Annotated in this window: 20 protein-coding genes and 1 pseudogene; 11 read left to right on the forward strand and 10 right to left on the reverse strand. The window is 59.3% G+C overall.

Annotated elements, in window-relative coordinates:
• The first annotated feature begins 81 nt into the window (after positions 1-81).
• The 7 genes from ATU_RS16145 (at position 82) to ATU_RS16175 (ending at position 7,458) form a co-directional block, all read left to right on the forward strand.
• Positions 82-912 (forward strand): DeoR/GlpR family DNA-binding transcription regulator, encoded by an 831-nt coding sequence (locus ATU_RS16145; protein WP_010973082.1) that lies wholly within the window; start codon positions 82-84, stop codon positions 910-912.
• A gap of 47 nt (positions 913-959) precedes the next feature.
• Positions 960-1,970: a rhamnose ABC transporter substrate-binding protein gene (gene rhaS, locus ATU_RS16150; protein WP_010973083.1), complete on the forward strand. Its 1,011-nt coding sequence runs from the start codon at positions 960-962 to the stop codon at positions 1,968-1,970.
• A 223-nt stretch (positions 1,971-2,193) separates the two neighbouring features.
• The gene (locus ATU_RS16155; protein WP_046033648.1) at positions 2,194-3,729 is read left to right on the forward strand and encodes a sugar ABC transporter ATP-binding protein; all 1,536 of its coding nucleotides are present in this window, start codon (positions 2,194-2,196) and stop codon (positions 3,727-3,729) included.
• Positions 3,730-3,743: 14 nt separating this feature from the next.
• A complete protein-coding gene (locus ATU_RS16160; protein WP_010973085.1) occupies positions 3,744-4,745 on the forward strand; it encodes an ABC transporter permease in 1,002 nt (333 codons plus the stop codon).
• The gene (locus ATU_RS16165; protein ID WP_010973086.1) at positions 4,742-5,752 is read left to right on the forward strand and encodes an ABC transporter permease; all 1,011 of its coding nucleotides are present in this window, start codon (positions 4,742-4,744) and stop codon (positions 5,750-5,752) included. Before ATU_RS16160 ends, ATU_RS16165 begins: the two co-directional genes overlap by 4 nt.
• A gap of 3 nt (positions 5,753-5,755) precedes the next feature.
• Positions 5,756-6,079 carry an L-rhamnose mutarotase gene (rhaM, locus tag ATU_RS16170; protein ID WP_010973087.1) on the forward strand — a complete coding sequence of 108 codons (324 nt, stop codon included), beginning with the start codon at positions 5,756-5,758 and terminating at the stop codon, positions 6,077-6,079.
• Positions 6,076-7,458, forward strand: coding sequence for an FGGY-family carbohydrate kinase (locus ATU_RS16175; RefSeq protein WP_010973088.1), 1,383 nt, complete (start codon positions 6,076-6,078; stop codon positions 7,456-7,458). Before rhaM ends, ATU_RS16175 begins: the two co-directional genes overlap by 4 nt.
• 52 nt (positions 7,459-7,510) lie before the next feature.
• Here the strand turns inward: ATU_RS16175 and ATU_RS16180 are convergent, their stop codons facing one another.
• From ATU_RS16180 to ATU_RS16195, 4 genes are all read right to left on the reverse strand, one after another.
• Positions 7,511-8,347 carry an alpha/beta fold hydrolase gene (locus ATU_RS16180; RefSeq protein WP_010973089.1) on the reverse strand — a complete coding sequence of 279 codons (837 nt, stop codon included), beginning with the start codon at positions 8,345-8,347 and terminating at the stop codon, positions 7,511-7,513.
• Positions 8,348-8,664: 317 nt separating this feature from the next.
• Positions 8,665-9,360, reverse strand: coding sequence for an FkbM family methyltransferase (locus ATU_RS16185; protein ID WP_010973090.1), 696 nt, complete (start codon positions 9,358-9,360; stop codon positions 8,665-8,667).
• A gap of 161 nt (positions 9,361-9,521) precedes the next feature.
• Entirely contained in the window at positions 9,522-11,444 is a 1,923-nt protein-coding gene (locus ATU_RS16190; protein WP_230058160.1) for a putative bifunctional diguanylate cyclase/phosphodiesterase, read from the reverse strand.
• A gap of 21 nt (positions 11,445-11,465) precedes the next feature.
• Entirely contained in the window at positions 11,466-11,972 is a 507-nt protein-coding gene (locus tag ATU_RS16195) for a putative pterin-binding protein (RefSeq protein ID WP_006315770.1), read from the reverse strand.
• Between the two features lie 597 nt (positions 11,973-12,569).
• Here ATU_RS16195 and ATU_RS16200 point away from each other — a divergent pair.
• Positions 12,570-14,006 (forward strand): NAD-dependent succinate-semialdehyde dehydrogenase, encoded by a 1,437-nt coding sequence (locus ATU_RS16200; RefSeq protein WP_006315769.1) that lies wholly within the window; start codon positions 12,570-12,572, stop codon positions 14,004-14,006.
• Positions 14,007-14,249: 243 nt separating this feature from the next.
• Positions 14,250-15,346 (forward strand): annotated as a pseudogene (locus ATU_RS16205) (DNA alkylation repair protein).
• A gap of 15 nt (positions 15,347-15,361) precedes the next feature.
• Here ATU_RS16205 and ATU_RS16210 read toward each other — a convergent pair.
• The 5 genes from ATU_RS16210 to ATU_RS16230 all read right to left on the reverse strand — a co-directional run bounded on the left by ATU_RS16210 (position 15,362) and on the right by ATU_RS16230 (position 20,426).
• Positions 15,362-16,387, reverse strand: coding sequence for a sulfate/molybdate ABC transporter ATP-binding protein (locus tag ATU_RS16210; RefSeq protein ID WP_010973093.1), 1,026 nt, complete (start codon positions 16,385-16,387; stop codon positions 15,362-15,364).
• Between the two features lie 5 nt (positions 16,388-16,392).
• Positions 16,393-17,280 carry a sulfate ABC transporter permease subunit CysW gene (cysW, locus tag ATU_RS16215; protein WP_010973094.1) on the reverse strand — a complete coding sequence of 296 codons (888 nt, stop codon included), beginning with the start codon at positions 17,278-17,280 and terminating at the stop codon, positions 16,393-16,395.
• A gap of 3 nt (positions 17,281-17,283) precedes the next feature.
• Positions 17,284-18,117 carry a sulfate ABC transporter permease subunit CysT gene (gene cysT, locus ATU_RS16220; RefSeq protein ID WP_010973095.1) on the reverse strand — a complete coding sequence of 278 codons (834 nt, stop codon included), beginning with the start codon at positions 18,115-18,117 and terminating at the stop codon, positions 17,284-17,286.
• Positions 18,118-18,178: 61 nt separating this feature from the next.
• On the reverse strand, positions 18,179-19,165 hold the full coding sequence (cysP, locus tag ATU_RS16225; protein ID WP_010973096.1) for a thiosulfate ABC transporter substrate-binding protein CysP: 987 nt from the start codon (positions 19,163-19,165) through the stop codon (positions 18,179-18,181).
• Between the two features lie 169 nt (positions 19,166-19,334).
• Positions 19,335-20,426, reverse strand: coding sequence for an enoyl-CoA hydratase/isomerase family protein (locus ATU_RS16230; protein ID WP_407061427.1), 1,092 nt, complete (start codon positions 20,424-20,426; stop codon positions 19,335-19,337).
• A 261-nt stretch (positions 20,427-20,687) separates the two neighbouring features.
• Here ATU_RS16230 and ATU_RS16235 point away from each other — a divergent pair, with 261 nt between their 5' ends.
• Complete coding sequence (locus tag ATU_RS16235) at positions 20,688-20,945, forward strand: DUF2934 domain-containing protein (protein WP_035257319.1); 258 nt, start codon at positions 20,688-20,690, stop codon at positions 20,943-20,945.
• A gap of 69 nt (positions 20,946-21,014) precedes the next feature.
• Here the strand turns inward: ATU_RS16235 and ATU_RS16240 are convergent, their stop codons facing one another.
• A complete protein-coding gene (locus ATU_RS16240; protein ID WP_035216456.1) occupies positions 21,015-21,833 on the reverse strand; it encodes an SH3 domain-containing protein in 819 nt (272 codons plus the stop codon).
• Between the two features lie 258 nt (positions 21,834-22,091).
• Between ATU_RS16240 and ubiG the strand changes: the two genes are divergently transcribed.
• Positions 22,092-22,844, forward strand: a complete 753-nt coding sequence (gene ubiG / locus ATU_RS16245; RefSeq protein WP_006315751.1) for a bifunctional 2-polyprenyl-6-hydroxyphenol methylase/3-demethylubiquinol 3-O-methyltransferase UbiG — start codon at positions 22,092-22,094, stop codon at positions 22,842-22,844.
• The last annotated feature ends 26 nt before the right edge of the window (positions 22,845-22,870 follow it).

Raw genomic sequence — 22,870 nt, forward strand, 5'->3', positions numbered from 1 at the left:
TGCAGCGCGATATTGATTAATTTGATCGTTCTTGATTGACAACGTAAAGAGATTGCGAATAATCACAAGCAGGAGGACCCCATGCACGAACGCGAACGCCATCGCATCATCTTGAGCGCCACGCAGGAAAAAGCTGTCGTGACGGTGCAGGATATTGCCGAACTGACGGATGCGTCGGAAGCGACGATCCGCAGAGACATTGCGTCTTTGCATGTGCAGGGAAAGTTGCGGCGCGTGCGCGGCGGAGCGGAAGCGGTTCATCCGCCGCAGCTCGGCAATCTCGCAGCCCGGCCGTTCCGCGTCTCCGAATCAGTCAATATCGACAAGAAACGCGCAATTGCGCGCAAGGCGGTTGATCTCTGCAATGATGGTGACGCGATCATCCTGAATGGCGGCACGACGACATTCCAGATGGTGCATTACATGGCGGCGCGACGGCTGCAGGTGATGACCAATTCTTTCGCCATCGCCGAACATCTGGTCAAACATTCCAAATGCAACGTCAATGTGCCGGGCGGCGCGATCTATCGCGATCAGAGCCTTATCCTGTCGCCTTTCGAAAACGACGCGATCCGCAATTTTTATGCGCGACGGATTTTTCTCGGCGCGCAGGGCGTGGGCGCGCTTGGCATCATGGAATCCGACGCACTGGTCATCCAGAGCGAACAGAAGCTGATGCGGCAGGCCGAGGAGCTGATCGTCATGGTCGATTCCTCGAAATTCAGAAAACGATCCAGCCTGATTTTATGCCCGCTCGAAAACGTCACGACCATCATCACCGATGACGGGATTTCGGACGAAGCGGCGAGGATGGTGGAAAATGCCGGCGTGGAATTGCTGATCGCCGGCGCGGTGGCGGCGGGAAAAACAGCCGGTCCGCCGGATGAGGAGAATTCTTCTTCAGTCGCTTGAGGAGCGCTGGAGGGAAAAACAAGGTTCAAAACGGGAGGAAAAGGGACATGAAACTTACACGCAGAACATTGACCAGCGTCTTGGCACTCAGCGCGGCTCTTTCTGTCGCAGGACTTGGCAGCATTGCCGAGGCTGCAGACGTCAAGATCGCACTGGTCGTCAAGTCGCTCGGCAACGGCTTTTTCGAGGCCGCCAACAAGGGCGCGCAGGAAGCTGCCAAGGACCTCGGCGGTGTCGAGATCATCTATACCGGCCCGACCAGCACCACGGCGGAAGGCCAGATCGAAGTCATCAATTCGCTGATCGCACAGGGCGTCGATGCCATCGCCATTTCCGCCAACGACCCGGACGCCGTTGTTCCGGCGCTGAAGAAAGCCGCCCAGCGCGGCATCAAGGTCATTTCCTGGGATTCCGGCGTCGCGCCTGAAGGCCGCATTCTCCAGCTTAACCCGTCCTCCAACGCGCTGATCGGCAAGATGTGCCTGCAGCTCGCGGCAGCCCATCTTGAAGGCGGCAAGGGCGATTTCGCCATTCTTTCCGCCACCACCACCTCCACGAACCAGAATGTCTGGATCGGCGAGATGAAAAAACAGCTGAAGGACTTCCCCGGCCTCAACCTCGTCACCACGGTTTACGGTGACGACCTGGCCGACAAGAGCTATCGCGAAGCGCAGGGGCTGCTTTCCTCGCAGCCGAATGTGAAGGTCATCGTCGCACCGACCACGGTGGGCGTGCTCGCCGCGTCGCAGGCCGTGAAGGATGCGGGCAAGATCGGCCAGGTCTTCGTGACGGGCCTTGGCCTGCCGTCCGAAATGGCCGGCGCCATCAAGTCTGGCGCGACCAAGGAATTCGCCATCTGGAACCCGATCGACCTCGGTTACTCCGCCACCCAGATCGCCTATCGCCTCGTGAAGGGCGAAGCGGATGGCAAGCCGGGCTCAGAAATTGAGGCAGGCCGCATGGGCAAGATCAAGGTTGGCGAAAACAGCGAAGCGGCCATGGCCGATCCGTTTATCTACGACGCGAAGAATATCGATCAGTTCTCGAAGATTTTCTGATCTTGATAATATCCGGCGGTGCGGAGGCTACCCCCCTCTGCCCTGCCGGGCATCTCCCCCACAAGGGTGGAGATCGATATGCGGCGGCCTCTCGGCCATCTCTAACGTTGCGAGTGAGCGAGCGTTTTCTTCTGGCCGATCTCCCTCCTTGTGGGGGAGATGCCCGGCAGGGCAGAGGGGGGTGGCCCCGATCACTTCACTCAAAACTCACCGGTAAGACGGAATGATGCGTGCTGAAACCCAAACAATAAAAATGACCGAGGCTTCCAGCCCCACGCCCGTTCTGGAAATGCGCGGCATCAGCCAGATATTCCCCGGCGTCAAAGCGCTTGATGGCGTCGATATCGCACTATACCCCGGCAAGGTCACGGCGCTGATCGGCGAGAACGGTGCGGGTAAATCCACGCTCGTCAAAATCCTTACCGGCATCTACCGCCCGAACGAGGGCGAAATCCTGCTGGATGGCAAGGCCGTCCACTTCCACAGCGCACAGGATGCCATCGATGCCGGCGTCACCGCCATTCATCAGGAAACCGTGCTGTTCGACGAGCTTTCGGTCGGTGAGAACATCTTCCTCGGCCATGCGCCGAAGGGTCGTTTCGGCCTGATTGACTGGAAGACCATCAACGAGCGGGCCAGAATTCTGCTGGAACAGCTCGAAAGCACCATCGATCCTACCATCCGGTTGAAAGATCTTTCGATCGCCCAGCGCCATCTGGTGGCCATCGCCCGTGCGTTGTCAGTCGAGGCGCGCATCGTCATCATGGACGAACCGACAGCCGCGCTTTCCCGCAAGGAGATCGACGATCTCTTCCGCATCGTCGAGAACCTGAAGCGGCAGGGCAAGGCGATCCTCTTCATCAGCCACAAGTTCGATGAAGTGTATGAAATCGCCGAGAATTATGCCGTATTCCGTGACGGAAAAATGGTTGGCGCCGGCACGCTTGCCACCACCCCGCAAGATGAAATCGTGCGGCTGATGGTTGGCCGCGACGTGACGAATGCCTTCCCGAAGCAGGCGGTCACCCTTGGTCCAACGGTTCTTTCGGTGCGTGATTATTCGCACCAGACCGAATTCCGCGATATTTCCCTCGATCTTCGCAAGGGTGAAATTCTCGGCCTTTACGGGCTGATCGGCGCCGGGCGCTCCGAACTTTGCCAATCGCTGTTCGGCATCACCCGCCCGGCTTCGGGAGAGGTGACGCTGGATGGCCAGCCGCTCACCATCCGCTCGCCGGAAGATGCGATCCGCGCCGGGATCGTATACGTGCCGGAAGAGCGTGGCCGCCACGGGCTGGCACTCGATATGCCGATCTATCAGAACATGTCGCTGCCATCCCTCACCCGCACGTCGCGCAAGGGGTTTCTCACTGCCGCCAATGAATTCGCGCTAGCGCGCAAATATGCCGCGCGGCTCGATCTGCGCGCTGCCGCGCTTTCGGTGCCCGTTGGCACGCTTTCGGGCGGCAACCAGCAGAAGGTGGTGATCGGCAAGTGGCTGGCCACGAAGCCGAAGGTCATCATTCTCGATGAGCCGACCAAGGGCATCGATATCGGCTCCAAGGCCGCCGTGCATGGTTTCATCAGCGAGCTTGCGGCAGAGGGCCTGTCGATCATCATGATTTCATCCGAACTTCCCGAAATCCTCGGCATGTCCGACCGCGCCATCGTCATGCGCGAAGGCCTGATGGCGGGCCAGTTCGAACGCGCCGAATTTTCTCCGGAAAAGCTGGTGCGCGCTGCCACCGGCAATGCCTGAGAGGGGCCACAAACATGCAACGTCTACTCAAAAATCGCGAATGGCTGCTGGCGGGTATCATCATCATCATGATTGCCGGCTTTGCCCTGCGCGCGCCCGGCTTCGGCCGGCCCGGCAATCTCGTCAATATCTTCAATGACACGTCCATCCTCATCATCCTGGCGCTTGGCCAGATGGCGGTCATTCTCACCAAATCCATCGACCTCTCAGTCGCCGCCAATCTCGCCTTTACCGGCATGGCGGTGGCGATGACCAATGCCGCCTTTCCGGGCGTACCCCTGCCGCTGCTCATCGTCATGGCGGTCGGCATCGGCGCGTTTCTGGGCTCGCTCAACGGTATCCTCGTCTGGTGGCTCGGCATTCCGCCCATTGTCGTGACGCTCGGCACGCTCACCATCTATCGCGGCATGGCTTTCGTGCTCTCGGGCGGCGGTTGGGTGAATGCGCATCAGTTTTCGCCGACCTTCCTCAACGTGCCGCGCACGATGATCCTTGGCATGCCGGTTCTGTCTTGGGTCGCCATTCTCATCATCGCGGGAGCCTGGCTGGTGCTCACCCGTACCTCTTTCGGCCGCTCAGCCTATGCGTCCGGCGGCAACCCGGGTGCGGCGGTCTATGCGGGCATCGATGTCGGCCGCACGCGCTTCTTCGCCTTCGTGCTCTCAGGCGCTCTGGCTGGCCTCGCCAGCTATCTCTGGGTGTCGCGTTACGCCGTCGCCTATGTAGATATCGCCGCCGGTTTCGAGCTGGACAGCGTGGCGGCCAATGTAATCGGCGGCATTTCGATTGCCGGCGGTATCGGCTCGGTGGCCGGTGCGGTGCTCGGCGCGCTGTTCCTCGGCGTCATCAAGAACGCGCTGCCCGTCATCGGCATCTCGCCCTTCGCGCAGATGGCGATATCAGGCGTGGTCATCGTGCTCGCCGTTGTCTTCAACGCCCGCGCCGAAGCCAGAAAAGGCCGTATCATCCTGCGTGACCGGGCCGCGGCAGACCATGGGAAGGAAGCATCTGCATGAGCACGAATTCCCAACCATCACAGGCACCGCGCGTCATTCCCGACAAACTCGGCACGCCGCTCAGCCGTATCATGGCCAGCTGGGAAGTGTTGCTGCTTGGCGTCGCGATCCTCATCTTCATCGCCAATTCGCTCGCCTCGCCCTATTTCCTCAATGCCTGGAATCTCTCCGACGCGACCTTCAACTTCACCGAAAAGGCGATCATCGCCTTTGCCATGGCGCTTCTGATCATTGCCGGTGAAATCGACCTGTCGGTTGCCGCCATCATTGCACTGGCCTCCACCGCCATGGGTGCGGCGGTGCAGATGGGGGTCGGCACGCCTGGCCTCGTCGCCATCGGCATCGGCACCGGGCTTTTCTGCGGCGCCTTCAACGGCTTTCTGGTCGCGGGGCTGAAACTACCCTCCATCGTCGTCACCATCGGCACCATGAGCCTGTTTCGCGGTATTTCCTATATGGTGCTGGGGGATCAGGCCTATGGCAAATATCCGGCGGATTTCGCCTATTTCGGTCAGGGCTACGTGTTCTGGGTGATCTCCTTCGAATTCGTGCTGTTCATCGTCATGGCCGTCCTCTTCGCCATTCTGCTGCATGCCACCAATTTCGGCCGGCAGGTCTATGTCATCGGCACCAATCCCTTCGCCGCCCGCTTTTCCGGCATTCCCGTCGAGCGCGTGAAGTTCATCCTCTTCCTGCTCACCGGCCTGATGAGCGGCATCGCCGCCGTCTGCCTCACGTCCCGTCTCGGCTCGACGCGGCCGTCGATTGCCCAGGGTTGGGAGCTGGAGGTCGTGACGATGGTAGTGCTAGGCGGCGTTTCCATTCTCGGCGGTTCCGGCACCATCGCGGGCGTCGTCATCGCCGCCTTCGTGATGGGGCTCGTCACTTTCGGGCTGGGGCTTCTGAACGTGCCCGGCATCGTCATGTCGATCTTCGTCGGCCTGCTGCTGATCATCACCATCGCCATCCCCATCGTCGTCCGTCGCCTTCGGGCCATGAGAGGCTGAGCTATGCCAGAACTCGAAAAACATGCCTTCAGGATGAAACTCTTCGCCGGCAAAGAGGTGGAATATAAAAAACGCCATGACGAGATCTGGCCGGAGCTGGTGGCGCTGCTGCATGAGGCGGGTGTGAGCGACTACTCCATCCATCTCGACCCCGAAACTAGCATTCTTTTCGGCGTGCTGACCCGGCCGAAGGTCCATGGCATGGCGGCTTTGCCCGAACATCCCGTGATGAAAAAATGGTGGGCGCATATGGCTGATATCATGGAGAGCAATCCCGACAATTCGCCCGTCGCAAAAGACCTGGTGACGGTGTTCCATCTGCCATGAGCAACAGCATTAACCTTGGCCGCGTCGCGGTCATCGATATCGGCAAGACCAACGCCAAGGTCGTCGTCATCGACACCGGCAGCGGCGAGGAGATTGCTGCCGAGAAGCGGACGAACCCGGTTCTTCGCGATGGCCCCTACCCGCATTACGATGTGGAGATGCTCTGGAACTTCATTCTTGCCGCGCTTCAACGGTTTGGCCACGAGCCGGGTTTCGATGCGATTTCCATCACCACCCATGGCGCTTCGGCAGCGCTTCTCGATGGAACCGGCGACCTTGCCATGCCGGTGCTCGATTACGAGCATATCTACGCCGAACCGGTTCAGCAGGCCTATCGCGGCATCAGACCCGATTTTGCCGAAACCGGCTCACCGCAACTTCCCGCCGGACTGAACCTCGGTGCGCAGATCCATTTCCAGAAAACCAACTTTCCGGACGATTTCGCCAGGGTGCGCAGCATCGTCACCTATCCGCAATATTGGGCGGGACGGCTGACTGGGGTGCAGGCAACCGAAACGACGTCGCTCGGGTGCCATACCGATCTGTGGAACCCACGCCGGAAAAGCTTCTCCTCGCTGGTCGGGCGTCTTGGCATCGAGCACCTGATGGCACCTGTCCGCTCCGCTTTCGATGTGCTGGGCACGATCCGCCCATCACTGGCGCAGGAAACCGGGCTCTCACCCGATATGCCGGTCTATTGCGGCATCCACGATTCCAACGCATCGCTCCTGCCGCATCTATTGCGCCGGGAGGGCGATTTTTCCGTCGTCTCCACCGGCACCTGGGTGGTGAATTTCGCCATTGGCGGCAAGGCGGATGCACTGGATCCCGCCCGCGATACGCTTTTGAATGTCGATGCTCTCGGGCGACCCGTTCCCTCCTCCCGCTTCATGGGCGGCAGGGAATATGAGATGCTGGCGCAGCAATTCGGAGCTGCGACGCCCCACGACATTGAAGCCGCCCTCGGCGGGGTTATCGAAAAAGGGATGATGCTGCTGCCAAGCGTGGTCAGCGGCTCCGGCCCCTTTCCGCAAAGCGCATCACGCTGGATCGCCGATAGCGATGCAACGGGGGCGGAGCGACATGCGGCCGCCTCGCTTTATCTCGCCCTGATGACGGAATTCTGCCTTTCGCTCGTTGAGCGGAGAGGGCCGATTGTCGTTGAGGGTCCATTCGCCGGAAACGCACTGTATTTGAAGGCACTCGCCGCTTTCGCCGCAACCGACGTCATTGCCATGGAGGGTTCGACGGGAACCAGTGCGGGTGCAGCGCTCCTCACCGGGATCAAGCCGGTTGCCGGTCGCGAGCGTCATTTCACGGCGGAGGATATTGCGGGCCTTACGTCTTATCGCACCGCCTGGCAAAACCATCTGACCTGATCCGCATAAAAATGCGGCCGAACAATCGGCCGCATTTCGATTCTGCAGAGGATCAGCCCTTGATGAAGGCCAGCAGATCCGCATTCAGCACATCGGCATTGACTGTCAGCATGCCGTGCGAGAACCCGGGATAAGTCTTCAGCGTGCCGTTCTTCAGCAGCTTGACCGATTTGTGAGCCGAGTCGGCAATCGGAACGATCTGGTCGTCTTCACCGTGGAGAACGAGCGTTGGAACGCTGATATTCTTCAGGTCTTCAGTCTGGTCGGTTTCGGAGAAGGCCTTGACGCCGTCATAATGAGCCTTCGCGCCGCCCATCATGCCCTGACGCCACCAGTTCTGGATCACGCCTTCCTGCACGGACGCGCCATCGCGGTTGAAGCCGTAGAACGGGCCGGACGGCACGTCGCGGAAGAACTGGGCTCGGTTTGCGGCAAGGGCTGAGCGGAAGCCGTCAAAGACTTCCATCGGCAGGCCTTCCGGATTGGCCTCGGTCTTGAGCATCAGCGGCGGTACCGCGGAAACGAGAACCGCCTTGGCAACGCGGCCGGCGGGTTCGCCATGCTTGGCGACATAACGGGCGACTTCGCCGCCACCGGTGGAATGGCCGATATGGACGACATTCTTCAGATCGAGCGCCTCAACGACGGCGAAGGCGTCGGCGGCGTAGTGGTCCATATCGTGACCATCGGCAACCTGGGCGGAGCGGCCGTGACCACGGCGGTCATGGGCGACAACACGAAAACCTTTAGAGAGGAAAAACAGCATCTGCGCATCCCAATCATCGGACGAGAGCGGCCAGCCGTGGTGGAACATGATCGGCTGGGCATCCTTCGGGCCCCAGTCCTTGTAAAAGATTTCGGTTCCGTCTGTCGTCTTAACAAAGCCCATGATCGTTTCTCCTTCGGTTGCGTTGGCATCTACAGTGCAGCTTCTTGTGCGCCGGTTTGATGGAGGGATAATGACGCAGGAAAGCGGTCCCAACAATTACAATAATAATTCGGAATGAGTTGCGCTTTTAGCAATAATAATGGAGCCGCCCGCTGCCTGCCGGATTATGGCATGGGCACTAAACTTCACGCAGCCTCAAAAGTTGCACCGGATGGCGCAAGCGGAAGGAAAACTGATTGAGGGCAGAATGCTCCGCGCCCTGCCCCCAGTTTGAAACAAACTCTCTAACGTCACCCTCGGCGTGAGGTGACAGGCTTTCAATCCACGTCGGGATCGTATTCCCTCGGGCTATCATCCCTGGAAAACAGCACGCAAGGACCTCGCGAGCCGCGCGGATCATAGGCATAACCCTTGGCGGTCAGCGCCTGCATGATGTCGCGAACGCCGGCGAGACCATAGAGATGGTCGTGCAGCTCGACGAATATCCGCTCGACACCGGCAAGTTCGGCCTTGCCAAGCAGATCGCGCTCCGCGCCCTCGATATCCATGACGAGCGCGGTAATGCCCTGCTCGGCCACAAATTCATCGATATTCGCCGAGGAGATTTCGATGCGTTTTTCATATGGACCCTGGTTCTCGTCCATGGACGACATCCAGAGATCCTTGCGAACATAAAAGGGATAGGAGCGAGGCTCGTCTGCGGTGAGGAGCCCCTGCGAAAACACCACATTGCCGCGGCAATTGGCCTTGATCACCCGCTCCGCCAGCGCGGCCGTTGCAGGGTTGGCCTCGAAGGCCCAGACGGAAACATCCTCGATGCCGGCGATGATCGAGGTGATGATGCCAATACCGGATCCCAGCTCCAACACGCGGTCGCCGGGCTTGATGGCTTTCAGGACGCTGCGGGCCTCCTTCGCCTCGTAGCTACCGTCGGTCAGCGCCTGCCATATGACGGGCGAAACCTCATCGGAAGAAAGAGGCAGGGCAACTCCATGCACGTCCAGTATTTCCATGTCTCAAGCCTTTTCGCAAAACCCGGTCGCTTCGTCCGAATGATCCACATCGACCGGGACTGCTCTACAACATCGGCGCGGCGACCGATATCGGTTTTAGCAGGCAATGATATATCGGTTAAGAATTCGACACGCTTGCAAGGTCGCGAAACAGGCCCGTTTCAGACCGAACTCCAAGCCACCAGTTCCTTGGCTGGCAAGGGCCGGCTGATCAGATATCCCTGCACCTGATCACATCCCAGGCGTCTGACACATTCATATTGCTCTTCCGTCTCGATACCTTCCGCAATCGTCGTCATGCGCAAACTGCGGCCAACGCCGACCACGAATTCCACGATCGCCAAGGCGTCACGGTCACTGGTGATATCGCGCAGGAAGGATCGGTCGATCTTGATCTTGTCGAAGGGCACGCCGCGCAGATTGGCGAGCGATGAATAACCCGTGCCGAAATCGTCCATGGCGATCTTGATACCGACGGCCTTCAGCCGCGACAGGGTGTTGATCGTCTGGTCGCTCTTGTTAAGCAGGATCGATTCGGTAATCTCAAGCTCGAGACGGCTCGGTTCCAACCCGCTTTTCTCAAGCGCGCCCATGACGTTCTGGATGAGGTTGGTGCTGTGGAACTGAACCGGCGAAAGATTGACCGCCACCTTCATATCCTCGTCCCACCCCATCGCCTCGCGGCAGGCGGTCTCCATCACCCATTTTCCAAGCGAATGGATAAGGCCGGTCCTTTCCGCGACGGGAATGAACACGCTGGGCGGCACATCGCCCCTGACCGGATGTTTCCAGCGGAGCAGCGCTTCGAAACCGCAGAGCTTGCGGGTTTGCGTCGCCACCTGCGGCTGGTAATAGACTTCCATTTCGTCGTTCTGCAGTGCCGTCTGCAGATCGGCCTCGAAGGATTTCTTCTCGGTCAGCTGCTTCTGCATGCGGACCTTGAACACGCTTGCCCGGCCCGGGCCGATGGCTTTCGCCTCATAAAGAGCCAGATCGGCGCGCTTGAACAATTCATCGGCATCGACGGCACCATGCGAGATGGCGATGCCGATGCAGGTGCCGATTTTGACCTCTTGCTCACCCAGCTGATAGGTGCGGCTGATCTGGTCGATGAGCTTGGTGGAAAGGCGGCGGGCGGCATCCTCGTTCAGATCGTCGGAGACGACGGCAAATTCATCACCGCCCAGGCGGCAGACCATGTCATAATCGCCGCCGATAGCCGAAAGGCGCTGCGCCACGGCCTGAAGCAGCGCATCGCCCGCATCATGGCCGAGCGTATCGTTCACGTCCTTGAACCCGTCGAGATCGAGCAGGAGGATGGCCGTCGTTCCGGTGCCGCCGAAGGATCGGCGCAACCTCTCGATCAGCTCCTGCCGGAACAGTGAACGGTTCGGCAGCCCCGTCAATGCGTCATGATAGGCATCGTGCTCGAGCCGGACATTCTTCGCCTGCAATTCCAGCGTGGCGGCGCGCAGGTCATCCGTCAGGCCACGCATGCTTTTCTGCGCGCGGTTCAGGAGATCGTTCTGGCGCAGCAGCAATATGACGAGAGCAATACCGCATAGAATCAGGCCACCGGCCAGCGCGGTATAGACGATATGCAGCTTGCGAACATCCTCATGGGCGGTATCGATGAGGTTGACATCATAAGCGACGGAAGAGGAGGCGAGCGTCGTCATCGGCGCATCGAGCGCGCTCATCGCCGCTAGCAGATCCGGAACCTCGGCGGGATCAAGGGTGTTCACCTCCTGCTCCAGGTGCGCAAGAATGGCATCGAGGCGGGTTACCAGATCCCGCCACTGCTGTTTCTCATTGATGAAGGCCCCGAGATTGCCCTGCTTCAGAAGCTCAAGCCGGCTCAGCATGATGTCCAGACGCAGCTGCAACTCGTCCCGGTCTATCTTGCCGGGGTTGAGTGCGAAGACGGCCAGCTTGTTCTGCAGGCGCAGATATTCCGCCACCGTCTGGCTGACCGCCCAGGAATCATTGTAGCGGGCGAATTTCTGCAGAGCGGTCTGCCGCTCGGCAATGACGAAAGCGATATAGCCCGTTGCCAGGACGAAGCAACAGATGATCACCGCCACAAGTTTTCGCAAACGGCACCTTTATTCCACTATCAGTTTGGCAACTTGCCATGCGGACCGCGAATAATACGTCTGCTTCTGCAGCTCCGGGTCGCTGTCATAGGGATAGATGACGAACAACGGGCCTTTTTCGCGAACTGTCATGTAATTGCCATCCAGCTTGATCGCCAGAATAACGTTAAATTTCTTAAAATCTTCAATCGGTATCGTACTGACATAATCGTTGAGAGCGACCGCCGTGACGCTTGTGCCCTTCGCGCCGACGATATCCATCAGCTTTGCCAGCGAAACACCATCGAAGCGAACACGGCCATCATGCCAGGGCGTCGTCGTCTCCACCGTCTCCATGCCGAGCGCTTCCAGCATGTCGCGGTCAAACTGCGCCGCACCCTCGGCATTCGTGTTGGTGATGTTTCCGGATATGGTTAATATCGGTTTGCCCTGCGGTTTGGCAATTGTCCCGGCCTGCGCGCAGGAAAGCCACATAAGCGACAAGAACGCACTGAGAAGTACCCGGCCGACACTCATATTTTTTCTCCATCTATAACGTTCAGCTCGAGGGTTTTCGCCAACCTTTGAAGGTTAAAGGCACCGACACTCACAATATATATCAGGAACTGATGTTATATCCTCACTGAGATTTTATCCGTATTTTCTCTAGGTTTTGAGTAAACCCTTTGGATAATTTTTCCGTCTTATTATAGTTTTTTACGCTCGACGCCCTGTTATGAGGCAATCCGCAGACGCCAGAGGCAATCCGTCCGGTGTGACAAAGGCCGAATTGTGACGGAAGCTGTTCCACCCTTGGACAGAACCTTCTGATTCGCGCGGACCGGCCTGCCACTCATCGTCCTTCCAGATACCGAACCGGAATGACGCAGACAGGTCCCCGTCACAGAAAAATCGTGACAATTGCCGACGCGCACGGTTGAAACGCACCGCCCGGAACTTAATATAAAGACTGTCACTTCCGTTTCTGGCCATCTCGGATGCCGGAAATATCCAGACATCTGTTCCGCGCAGCGCAAGCCGCGACGCCGGATATCGTCCGGTCAGGAAAATTCTGTTCACGTCTCCGGGCCGGACGGCACTCGCTGTATCGGCCACATCATGAAGGTAGTCCCTATGCACACCTATCCCGACATCAAACTTCTCATTGATGGCGAATGGCGAGACGCCGTTTCCGGCAAGACGATCGCCGTGTCCGATCCGGCAACCGACGAGATCATCGGCGCGATTGCCCATGCCGAGAAGGAAGACCTCGATCTGGCGCTTGCCGCCGCCGAGCGCGGTTTCAAGCTGTGGCGCGACACCTCGCCCTATGAGCGTTCGAAGATCATGCGCAAGGCCGCCGACATCCTGCGTGAGCGCAAGGACAAGATCGCCTACATCATGACCCGCGAGCAGGGTAAGCCACTGGCGCAGTCCGCTACCGAAATCATGGGCGCCGCCGACACCATCGACTGGTTCGCGGAGGAAGCGCGCCGCACCTATGGCCAGGTCATCCCCGCGCGCGCCACCGGTGTGTCGCAGCTTGCCATCAAGGTGCCGGTCGGCCCCGTGGCGGCGTTCACGCCGTGGAATTTCCCGCTCAACCAGATCGTCCGTAAGCTCTCCGCGGCGCTTGCCACCGGCTGCTCCATCATCGTCAAGGCACCTGAGGAAACCCCGGCATCGCCGGCCGAACTCATCCGCGCCTTCGTGGATGCGGGCGTGCCGGCAGGTGTCATCGGCCTCGTCTACGGCGTTCCGTCGGAGATTTCGGAATATCTGATCCCGCATCCGGTCATCCGCAAGATTTCCTTCACCGGCTCCACGCCCATTGGCAAACATCTGGCGGCCTTGGCCGGCAAGCACATGAAGCGCGCCACGATGGAACTGGGCGGCCACGCACCAGTGATGATCTTCGATGATGCCGATATCGAGAAGGCGATCGAGGTGACCTCGCTTGCCAAGTTCCGCAATGCCGGCCAGGTCTGCGTCGCCCCCACCCGCTTCCTCGTGCAGGATGGCGTGGCGGACCGCTTTCTCGAGGGTTTCGTGGAAGCAACGAAAGCCATCAAGGTCGGCAACGGTCTCGAAGAGGGCGTCATCATGGGTCCGCTCGCCAATGAGCGCCGCATTCCCGCCCTGGAAGGTCTCATCAACGACGCCGTTTCCCATGGCGCGGAACTGAAGACCGGCGGCCGCCGCATCGGCAACAAGGGCAATTTCTTCGAGCCCACGGTTCTCGCCAATGTGCCGGTGACCGCCAAGATCATGAATGACGAGCCGTTCGGCCCGGTTGCGATCATCAACCGCTTTTCGAGCTTCGATGATGCCATTACCGAAGCAAATCGCCTGCCCTTCGGCCTTGCATCCTATGCCTTCACCGGCTCGGTCAAAACCGCGCATGCGCTCGGCCAACAGGTCGAGGCCGGCATGCTGACCATCAACCATAACGGCCTTGCGCTTCCCGAAGTCCCCTTCGGCGGCATCAAGGATTCCGGTTATGGCACGGAAGGCGGTTCGGAAGCGGTTCAGGCCTATCTGGAGACCAAATTCGTCAGCCAGATGAGTTGATTTTTACAGAAACTTCTTCTCCCCGCCGGGGAGAAGATGCCCGAATGGCAGATGAGGGGGCTAGCTCACAGTATTTCTCTACCCTTGCCCCCTCATCCCGCTGCCGCGACCTTCTCCCCGACGGGGAGAAGAAGCGAGCCGCAACCACTCAGTCTGACAGCGCTCTCTGAAAGTTGCACAGACCTATCTTGCCCCCAATCTCATCTTCTCTTAAAAGAACAAAAAGTGAACTTTGAGGGCAACATGAGCGACACCGCGGCACCGGCATTGAAGGAAATCTTCAACCGCGAAAAACTGCAGCATATCGCCGATCAGACCAAGGCCGTTCATCCGTCCTTCGACGTTTCCGCCTTCATGGCACACGCCACGACGAATCTGGAGGCGCTCGGCATCATGCAGCGCATGAGGCAGGTGGCGACGAGCCTGCATGCAACGCTTCCCGGCGACTATGCCCGCAACATCGAAATCCTGACCGCCGCAGCCCCGGTATAGGCAACGGTTTCGCCTCCATTTCGCTGCCGGAATATGTGGCACTCTATGGCCTCGATGATTTCGATCTTTCCATGCAGGCCTTGTCCTATTTCACCCGCTTCGGTTCGTCGGAATTTGCCATCCGGCATTTCCTGCAAAAGGACTTAGGCGCCACGCTTGCGGTGATGGAAACATGGTCGCTGCACGGAAACGAGCATGTGCGGCGGCTGGCGAGCGAAGGTTGCCGGCCCCGCCTGCCCTGGTCATTCCAGCTGAAACCGCTGATCGATGATCCCTCCCCCGTCACCGCGATCCTCGACGCCATGAAAGCCGACAAAGCGCTATATGTGCGCAAATCCGTCGCCAATCACCTGAACGATATCACCAAGGATAATCCCGCTTTCGTGCTGGCGCTGGTGGACACATGGCCGAAGGACAACGCGCATACGCGCTGGATCGTGCGGCAGGCTCTGCGCACCCTCATCAAAAAGGGTGATGCCGCAGCTCTTGCCCATCTCGGCGCCCATGAGGAAGCGCAGATTACGCTTGCGGCGTTTCAAGTCTCGCCTGAGACGGTCACTCTCGGCAATCCGGTGCGGATTTCCGCCTCTTTCACCTCAACGGCAACGCGCCCGCAGAAGCTGGTGATCGATTACGCCGTGCATTACGTGAAGAAGAGTGGCGATGCCTCCGCCAAGGTTTTCAAATGGAAAGAAGTTGAACTTCAGCCCGGCGAAACCTGCGCGCTGTCGATCAGCCGCGCCATGCGCGACTTCACCACACGCAAGCACTATGCCGGTATCCACAAGGTCGAGCTGATGATCAATGGCAGGCTTGTGGCGGAAAGCGCTTTCGAGCTTCTGATCTGAAGCTGGCTGTCGCCCCTATGCCACCGGAAAAATCTTCGCCCGGCGGATGATGACCGAACCGCGATCTCCGGCCGTAACATCGTTTTCCGGCGGCACATCGAATTCCAGGATATCGCCACCATCGGTGCTGGCGATCACCCGGCGCTCGCCAGCGCGGTCGAGGACACGCTCCACCGAAGCCGGAATCCCCTCATGTAGATCTTCCCATTCAAGATCGCCGGGGCGGGCATAGATATCGACGGCGCCGTCGCCTTGGGTATAGGAGAAGGGCAGCTCGTTTTCGCCGACATAGACCTTGCCGCCGCGCGCCACGCCGGACACCCGGTTGGCATCGCCAAGGAAACGCATGACGAAAGAACTGTTGGGCTGGCGGCACACCTCTTTCGGCGTGCCCTGCTGCACGATCCCGCCCTGATTGAGAATGACCACGCGGTCAGCCAGATCAAGCGCCTCTTCCTGGTCATGGGTCACGAAAATCGTGGTGATACCAAGCGAATCGTGAATTTCCCGCAGCCAGCGCCGCAGGTCGCGACGCACATTGGCGTCCAGTGCCCCGAACGGTTCGTCCAGCAGCAGCACCTTGGGATCGACCGAAAGGGCGCGGGCCAGCGCCACGCGTTGCCGCTGCCCGCCGGAAATCTGCGCCGGGAAACGGTCACCCAAACCATCGAGTTTGACGAGGTTCAGAAGTTCCTTGACCCGGGCATCAATCGCCGCTTTGTCGCGCTTGACCTTCGAAACCTTCATGCCGAAGGCGATGTTTTCATGCAGCGTCATATGCGGGAACAACGCATAATGCTGGAACACGAAACCGACGCCGCGGTCCCGTACCGGAATATTGGTGGCATCCTCATCCCCGAAAAAGATGCGGCCGCCATCGCTATATTCCAGACCCGCGACCATGCGCAAAATCGTGGTCTTGCCGGAGCCGGAAGGGCCGAGCAGCGCCAGAAGCTCGCCGCTTTCGATATCCAGCGAAACATCGCGCACGGCGCGGAAGGTATCGAAGGTCTTCACCACATTTTCGAGGCGGATTTTCATGGGAATCAGGTCTCCGTGGCGATGGCGGCATCGCCGTTGGTCTTTTTGGCACCGCGCCCGGCACCGCGCCGTTCCAGCGCCACCTTGGCGATGATGGTAACGACGGCAAGCAAAGCGAGGATGGAGGCCGAGGCGAAGGCGCCAGCCGTCTGGTAGTCGTGGTAAAGCAGTTCGATATGCAGAGGCAGCGTATTGGTCTGTCCGCGGATATTGCCCGATACGACCGATACCGCGCCGAACTCGCCCATCACGCGGGCGTTGCACAGCACCACGCCATAAAGCAGCGCCCACTTGATATTCGGCAGCGTCACCGAAAAGAAGGTGCGCCAGCCGGACGCGCCGAGTGAGGTCGCAGCCTCCTCGAGATCGCGGCCCTGCGCCTGCATCAGCGGGATCAGCTCGCGTGCCACGAAAGGTGCTGTGACGAACATCGAGGCGATAACGATGCCGGGCAGCGCAAACAATATCTTGATGTCATGCGCGTCAAGGAACGGTCCGAACAGCCCCTGCAAACCATACACGAAGAGATAGGCGACACCCGCAACGATCGGCGAAATGGAGAAGGGTATCTCGATCAGCACCAGCAGGAAGCGCCGGCCGGGAAAATCGAATTTGGTGATGGCCCATGCGGCCGCAACCCCGAAGGCTGTATTGACCGGCACGGCGATCAGCGCCGTCAGAACCGTCAACATGATGGCGTGACGGGTATCGGGATGGGTGATGGTGGAGGAATAGACCTTCCACCCCTGCGAAAACGCCTCAACACCGATGATGATAAGCGGTGCGACAACCAAGAGAGCGCCAATGACGAGCACGAAGGCGATCAGGCTGCGGCGAACGAGAGGCGCGTCACCAACGCGCGGCGGTTTACGGTGTCGGGAAACGGTGCTCATGCCTCAGCTCCTCACCGTATAACGCAGCGCCCGCGCCTGCAGGTAATTTGTCACGGCCAACATCACAAAGGCGGTTATCAACAGCACGGAGGCGATGGCGGCGGCGGCCTGATAATCGTATTCCTCCAAACGGATAAAGATCAGCAGTGCAGTAATCTCCGTCGAGAACGGCTGGTTACCGGCGATGAAGATGATCGCCCCGAATTCACCGAGGCTACGGGCGAAGGAGAGCGAAAGACCGGCGAGCAGCGCCGGCGTCAGCAGCGGCAGGATGATCTTGCGGAAGACTTCAAGGTCGGAGCCGCCAAGCGACTGCGCCGCTTCCTCCAGCGCCGGATCGAGGTCTTCCAGCACCGGTTGCACGGTGCGCACGATAAAGGGCAGGCTGGTAAAGGCCATCGCCACCATAATGCCAACAGGCGTATAGGCCACCTTGATGCCGAGCGGCGCCAGCAGAGAACCGAACCAGCCATTTCCCGCAAACAGCGTCGTCAGCGCAATGCCGGCCACGGCAGTGGGTAGCGCAAAAGGCAAATCGACAATGGCATCGACGATGCGCCAGCCCGGAAAGCGATAACGCGTCAGCACCCAGGCGAGCGCCACCCCGAAAACGACGTTGAACAATGTCGCAGCCAGCGCGCAGAGCACCGTGACACGGTAACTGGCGACGGCGCGTGGCGAAGAGATGATCGACCAATATTCGGCAGGTCCAAGGCTTGCGGCCTTGAACACCAGCGCCGAGAGCGGCAGGAGCACGATGATGGCGACGTAAGTGAGGGTAACGCCAAGGGACAATTTCAGCCCCGGCAGAACATTCCGCTTCAAACCCGCCCCCATCAATCATAAAGCGACCCGGCAGTTTCCCGCCGGGTCTTTTGACCGTTCTCTATCGTTGTGATTAACGGCTGCCGTAAAGCGTATCAAGCGTCGCGCCTGATGCAAAATGCTCTTTCTGGATTTTCTCCCAGCCGCCGAAGGCATCATTGACGTTGACGAGGCGAATGGCCGGGAACTTGTCCTTGAACTCGCCGACGACCTTTTCATCATGAACGCGGTGACCGAATTCTGCGGCGATGCGCTGGCCTTCCTCGGTATAGAGGAAGTCGAGATAGCTCTTCGCCAGCTCACGCGATCCGCGCTTGTCGACCACCTTGTCCACCACGGCGACAGGGAATTCGGCGAGCAGGCTGACCGAGGGCACAACGCCTTCCACCTTCTCGGCGCCATATTGCTTGGCAATGCCGCGGGTTTCGGCTTCGAAGGTGATCAGCACGTCGCCGATTTCACGCTCCACGAAAGTGGTGGTGGCTGCGCGGCCTCCGGTATCGAACACTGGCGTGTTGTCGAAGATTTTCTTGACGAATTCCTGAACCTTCTTCTCGTCGCCGTTGAACTTCTCCTTGGCGTAAGCCGTGGCGGCGAGATAAGTGTAACGGGCGTTACCCGAGGTCTTCGGATTGGGGAAAACCACCTTCACATCGTCGCGGGCAAGATCGTCCCAGTCCTTGATACCCTTGGGGTTGCCGGCGCGCACGAGGAAGGACGGGAAGGAATAGAACGGCGAGGCGTCGTTCGGGAAATCCTTTTTCCAGTCGGCGGACACGAACTTCTGCTTCACCAGAAAATCGACATCCGTCACCTGGTTAAAGGTGACGACATCGGCTTCCAGCCCCTCAACGATGGCGCGCGCCTGCTTGGAAGTGCCGGCATGCGACTGATCGACCGTGATGCCCGGATGCAGCTTGATGAACGCCTCGTTCTCGGCCGCAAAAACTTCACGGGCGACATCATAGGACGCGTTGAGAATGGTGGTCGGAGACTGCGCCTGCGCCGCACCTGCAAAAAGAGCGGCAATGGCAGTACCGATAATGAGAAGACGTTTCATGAATACCCCCGGCAATTCGAATGGTGCTCAACATAACCGGCGGCGGCAACAGCGACGAGAAATAGTCGTGCTTTGCGCAAGCGCGGATTGGAAATTTCGCCCAAAGAATTGAATTTCTAAAGGCGATGATTTCATATGGAGCGGGAAGACGGATTTCTTTTGCGTCAGGCTAAAGACGATGCTCGGGAAACAGATTGCCGGAATGCGCGGCAAAATAAGGTGCAAGGTCTTCTTCACTCACCTCTTCCAGCCGTGCAGGCCGCCAGCGGGGATTGCGATCCTTATCGACCAGGGCCGCACGCACGCCCTCGTAAAAATCGTGCTGCCGCAATATCTCCGTGCCTGCGGCGAATTCGCGCTCCAGGCATTCGATCAGGCTCGCGCTTTCCCGGCCGAGGCGCAGTAACTTCAGGGTCAGTTTCAGACTGGTGGGAGAGCGTTTACGCAGTATCTCGAGGGTCTCGCGTGAAAAAGCATCGTCACGCGCCGAAAGTGCGGCGAAGATTTCCTCGACCGTGTCGAAACGGAATGTCGCGTCAATGATATCCCGATTTGCGGCCAGCAGGCCTTCGCCCCCGTCAGTGGCGTAGGACGCTATCGCCGCATCGACACCTTCGATATCGGTAGCTTTCGACAGAGCCTGCACCAGTGCGTCGAGACGTCCTGATGGCACGCAATAGTCGGCAAAACCGGCATAAATCGCATCTGCAGCGGTGACGGCGTTGCCCGTCAACCCCAGCCAGGTGCCGCATTCGCCGGGTGCCCTCGGTAAAAGCCAGGACCCGCCGACATCGGGGAAATAACCGATGCCCGTTTCAGGCATGGCGAGCCGCGTGCGCTCCGTGACGATGCGGTGGCTGCCATGGGCGGAAATACCGACACCGCCGCCCATGACGATGCCGTCCATCAAGGCCACATAGGGTTTGCCGAAACGGGCGATGCGATAGTTGAGCGGAAACTCCTCCTGCCAGAAATCCAGCACTTGCGGGTCGCCTGCCTTGCCGAGATCATGGATGATACGGACATCACCGCCAGCGCAGAGCCCTCTTTCGCCCTCTCCTCTCAACACCACGCAGGAAATGGCGGGATCGTCCTCGAAGCGCTGAAGTGCCTGAAACAGGGCGCGCACCATCGGCAGCGTCAGGCTGTTGATGGCCTTCGGGCGATTGAGGCCGATGATGCCGCCCGCTCCTTTTGTCTCGACGACGACCTCAGTTTCCACTTCCCTTGCCAGTTCCAAGACCGCCTCCTCCGCCGCCATGCATCCACCCATCTTGGCGGCCTTGGCGCGATCACGCAACATTGATCTTGTCCTGCGGGAACGTCTTTCGCCAAAACCGCTTTGCAGGAGAGAAAATGCCGGAAATCCTCTTTCGCAATGCAGCATGTTTGCTTGACGCCTGAAAGATCATGGCATGTAATAGGTTCTGGAAATGCCGGCATCGATTGCTGTCGAGCGTGTGCCGGACCAAGCAGAATGTCGCCTTCTCAAAGGCGCTGTAAACAGCAACGGGAGACGAGCATGCAGGTTTCGGAAAACGAATGGATCAGTAAACGGGCATATACACTCTGGGAAAAGGAAGGCCATCCCCATGGCCGCGATGCGCAGCATTGGGAACAGGCCAGGCATGAATTTTCGCTGCTGAAGACATCGGAAGCGACAAAACCGGCAACGCGCAAAAAAGCCGCTCCCACGGCGATTGTTGACGTTGCCGCACTGGACGCGGAAGCACCGGCAAAACCCAAGAGCCGTGCCCGCAAGGCTACTGCCACGAAATAACACCGCACGAATACATCGAACAAAGCCCCAAATGAAAAAGCCCGACGAAATCTCGCCGGGCTTTGTCTGTTAGCGCTGGGCGCAACCTGGACTACCGATTATGCACCCCTGCAGAGGAGCATCCGGGGCTGGTGCAGGCGGGCGTGGCTGGCCTTCCAACTGGCCACGCTGACCATCATACTGATTCTGCGGGCGATCACGATTGCCGTCTCGATTGCTGTCTCGATCACGATTTCGATCGCGGTTTTCATCTTCCCAACGACGGCGGTCGTCGTCGCGACGTGGCCTGTCCTGATTTCGGTCACCTTGGTTCCAGTCGCCGTAACGACGTTCCCAGCGACCATCATTCGGGCCACCCTGACGCGGATCGCGCCATTCATCACGGCGCCCGTCATCCCGGCGGCCATCGCGCCAATCATCACGCGGACGCGGGCGATCCCAGCCGGCACTCGGAGGTGGCGCGTTCCAGTAACCGCCTGATGGCGGCGGACGACGCCAGCGGTCGCGCTCGCGGTAAAAGTCGCGGTCGCGATAATAACGGTCCCAATAACGGCCGGCTTCAAAGGTGATCACGGGAACACCGAGATCGCGATAATAACGCGGCTCGACGTAGACCCGGTTTTGCCGGAACGTCGTCTGGATATAACGACCGGCGACCCAACCACGGCCATTGACAAAAGAGACGTCGCACCACGGCGTATCGGACAGGCAGCCGTGCACCGTCAATGGTGCGCCAACCGGGATCACCACTACGGCCGGATAAGCCGTGCTCGGGCCGGAGCGCATATTCACATTTGCGGTGGCGAAACCGCGCGTCGCAGCTTCTGCAAGTGCCGGCGCAGCGAGCATCGCCACCAGCGCTAGTGCGCCAAATAGTTTTCTCTTCACTTCTTTCTCCTCAAGCAAAGGCCCGCTTTGCCCTTGTCGGCATCCATCATATTCGATGGACGAGCATGCGTTCCGCATACTGCCACGATCGGAAAATACGCGTTCCTCCATGAACGCAGCATGAAACAAACAAGGTGCCGTGTCAGTTCCATCTGCGGCAATGCGCCCCCCGACAATTTACCTGCGGAATAGACCGCCGGTCTTGACTTCGGGGATCAATCATCCGACTTCAATGCAAGAGCAATATGGAGCAGACCCATGAGCGAGACCGCACAGACGACCGTCGATCAGAGCGAGGTGGATCGCTTCTCCGCGATGGCTGCGGAATGGTGGAGCCCGACAGGCAAGTTCCGCCCGTTGCACAAATTCAATCCGGTTCGGCTCGAATATATTCGCAACCGCGTCTGCGAGAATTTCGGCCGCAACCCGAAGGCGCATCGCCCGCTGGAAGGGCTGCGCGTGCTGGATATCGGCTGCGGCGGCGGCCTTCTGTCCGAACCCGTGGCACGCATGGGTGCCACCGTGGTGGGCGCCGATCCCTCGGAGAAGAATATCGGCATCGCCTCAACCCATGCACGGGAAAGCGGCGTCAGCGTTGATTACCGCGCCGTGACCGCGGAACAGTTGCAGGAAGCCGGCGAAAGCTTCGACGTCATCCTCAACATGGAGGTGGTGGAGCATGTGGCCAATGTCGATTTGTTCGTCACCACCTGCGCGAAAATGGTGCGCCCCGGCGGGCTGATGTTCGCCGCCACCATAAACCGCACGCTGAAGGCCAGGGCGCTGGCAATCTTCGCCGCCGAAAACGTGCTGCGCTGGCTGCCGCGCGGCACGCACCAGTATGAAAAGCTGGTCCGCCCGGAAGAACTCGAGCGGCCGATCGTGGCGAGCGGTATGGATATCATTCACCGCACCGGCGTCTTCTATAACGTGCTCCAGGATCGCTGGAACCTCTCGCCGGACATGGAAGTCAACTATATGATGATGGCGAAACGCCCGGCGGCCGCGTGAAACAACCTACCTGCTTTTACGGGCCG

This window comes from Agrobacterium fabrum str. C58 (genome assembly GCF_000092025.1).
GTDB lineage: Bacteria > Pseudomonadota > Alphaproteobacteria > Rhizobiales > Rhizobiaceae > Agrobacterium > Agrobacterium fabrum.

What these genes read in the sequence shown, in the direction of transcription:
- ATU_RS16185 (WP_010973090.1), bottom strand. Translation starts at nt 9,360, where the DNA reads ATGGAAATACTGGACGTGCATGGAGTTGCCCTGCCTCTTTCTTCCGAT.
- ATU_RS16165 (WP_010973086.1), top strand. Translation starts at nt 4,742, where the DNA reads ATGAGCACGAATTCCCAACCATCACAGGCACCGCGCGTCATTCCCGAC.
- cysW (WP_010973094.1), bottom strand. Translation starts at nt 17,280, where the DNA reads ATGAGCACCGTTTCCCGACACCGTAAACCGCCGCGCGTTGGTGACGCG.
- ATU_RS16235 (WP_035257319.1), top strand. Translation starts at nt 20,688, where the DNA reads ATGCAGGTTTCGGAAAACGAATGGATCAGTAAACGGGCATATACACTC.
- ubiG (WP_006315751.1), top strand. Translation starts at nt 22,092, where the DNA reads ATGAGCGAGACCGCACAGACGACCGTCGATCAGAGCGAGGTGGATCGC.
- ATU_RS16200 (WP_006315769.1), top strand. Translation starts at nt 12,570, where the DNA reads ATGCACACCTATCCCGACATCAAACTTCTCATTGATGGCGAATGGCGA.
- rhaM (WP_010973087.1), top strand. Translation starts at nt 5,756, where the DNA reads ATGCCAGAACTCGAAAAACATGCCTTCAGGATGAAACTCTTCGCCGGC.
- rhaS (WP_010973083.1), top strand. Translation starts at nt 960, where the DNA reads ATGAAACTTACACGCAGAACATTGACCAGCGTCTTGGCACTCAGCGCG.
- ATU_RS16175 (WP_010973088.1), top strand. Translation starts at nt 6,076, where the DNA reads ATGAGCAACAGCATTAACCTTGGCCGCGTCGCGGTCATCGATATCGGC.
- ATU_RS16160 (WP_010973085.1), top strand. Translation starts at nt 3,744, where the DNA reads ATGCAACGTCTACTCAAAAATCGCGAATGGCTGCTGGCGGGTATCATC.
- ATU_RS16180 (WP_010973089.1), bottom strand. Translation starts at nt 8,347, where the DNA reads ATGGGCTTTGTTAAGACGACAGACGGAACCGAAATCTTTTACAAGGAC.
- ATU_RS16230 (WP_407061427.1), bottom strand. Translation starts at nt 20,426, where the DNA reads ATGGCGGCGGAGGAGGCGGTCTTGGAACTGGCAAGGGAAGTGGAAACT.
- ATU_RS16145 (WP_010973082.1), top strand. Translation starts at nt 82, where the DNA reads ATGCACGAACGCGAACGCCATCGCATCATCTTGAGCGCCACGCAGGAA.
- ATU_RS16155 (WP_046033648.1), top strand. Translation starts at nt 2,194, where the DNA reads ATGATGCGTGCTGAAACCCAAACAATAAAAATGACCGAGGCTTCCAGC.
- cysP (WP_010973096.1), bottom strand. Translation starts at nt 19,165, where the DNA reads ATGAAACGTCTTCTCATTATCGGTACTGCCATTGCCGCTCTTTTTGCA.
- ATU_RS16195 (WP_006315770.1), bottom strand. Translation starts at nt 11,972, where the DNA reads ATGAGTGTCGGCCGGGTACTTCTCAGTGCGTTCTTGTCGCTTATGTGG.
- cysT (WP_010973095.1), bottom strand. Translation starts at nt 18,117, where the DNA reads ATGGGGGCGGGTTTGAAGCGGAATGTTCTGCCGGGGCTGAAATTGTCC.
- ATU_RS16210 (WP_010973093.1), bottom strand. Translation starts at nt 16,387, where the DNA reads ATGAAAATCCGCCTCGAAAATGTGGTGAAGACCTTCGATACCTTCCGC.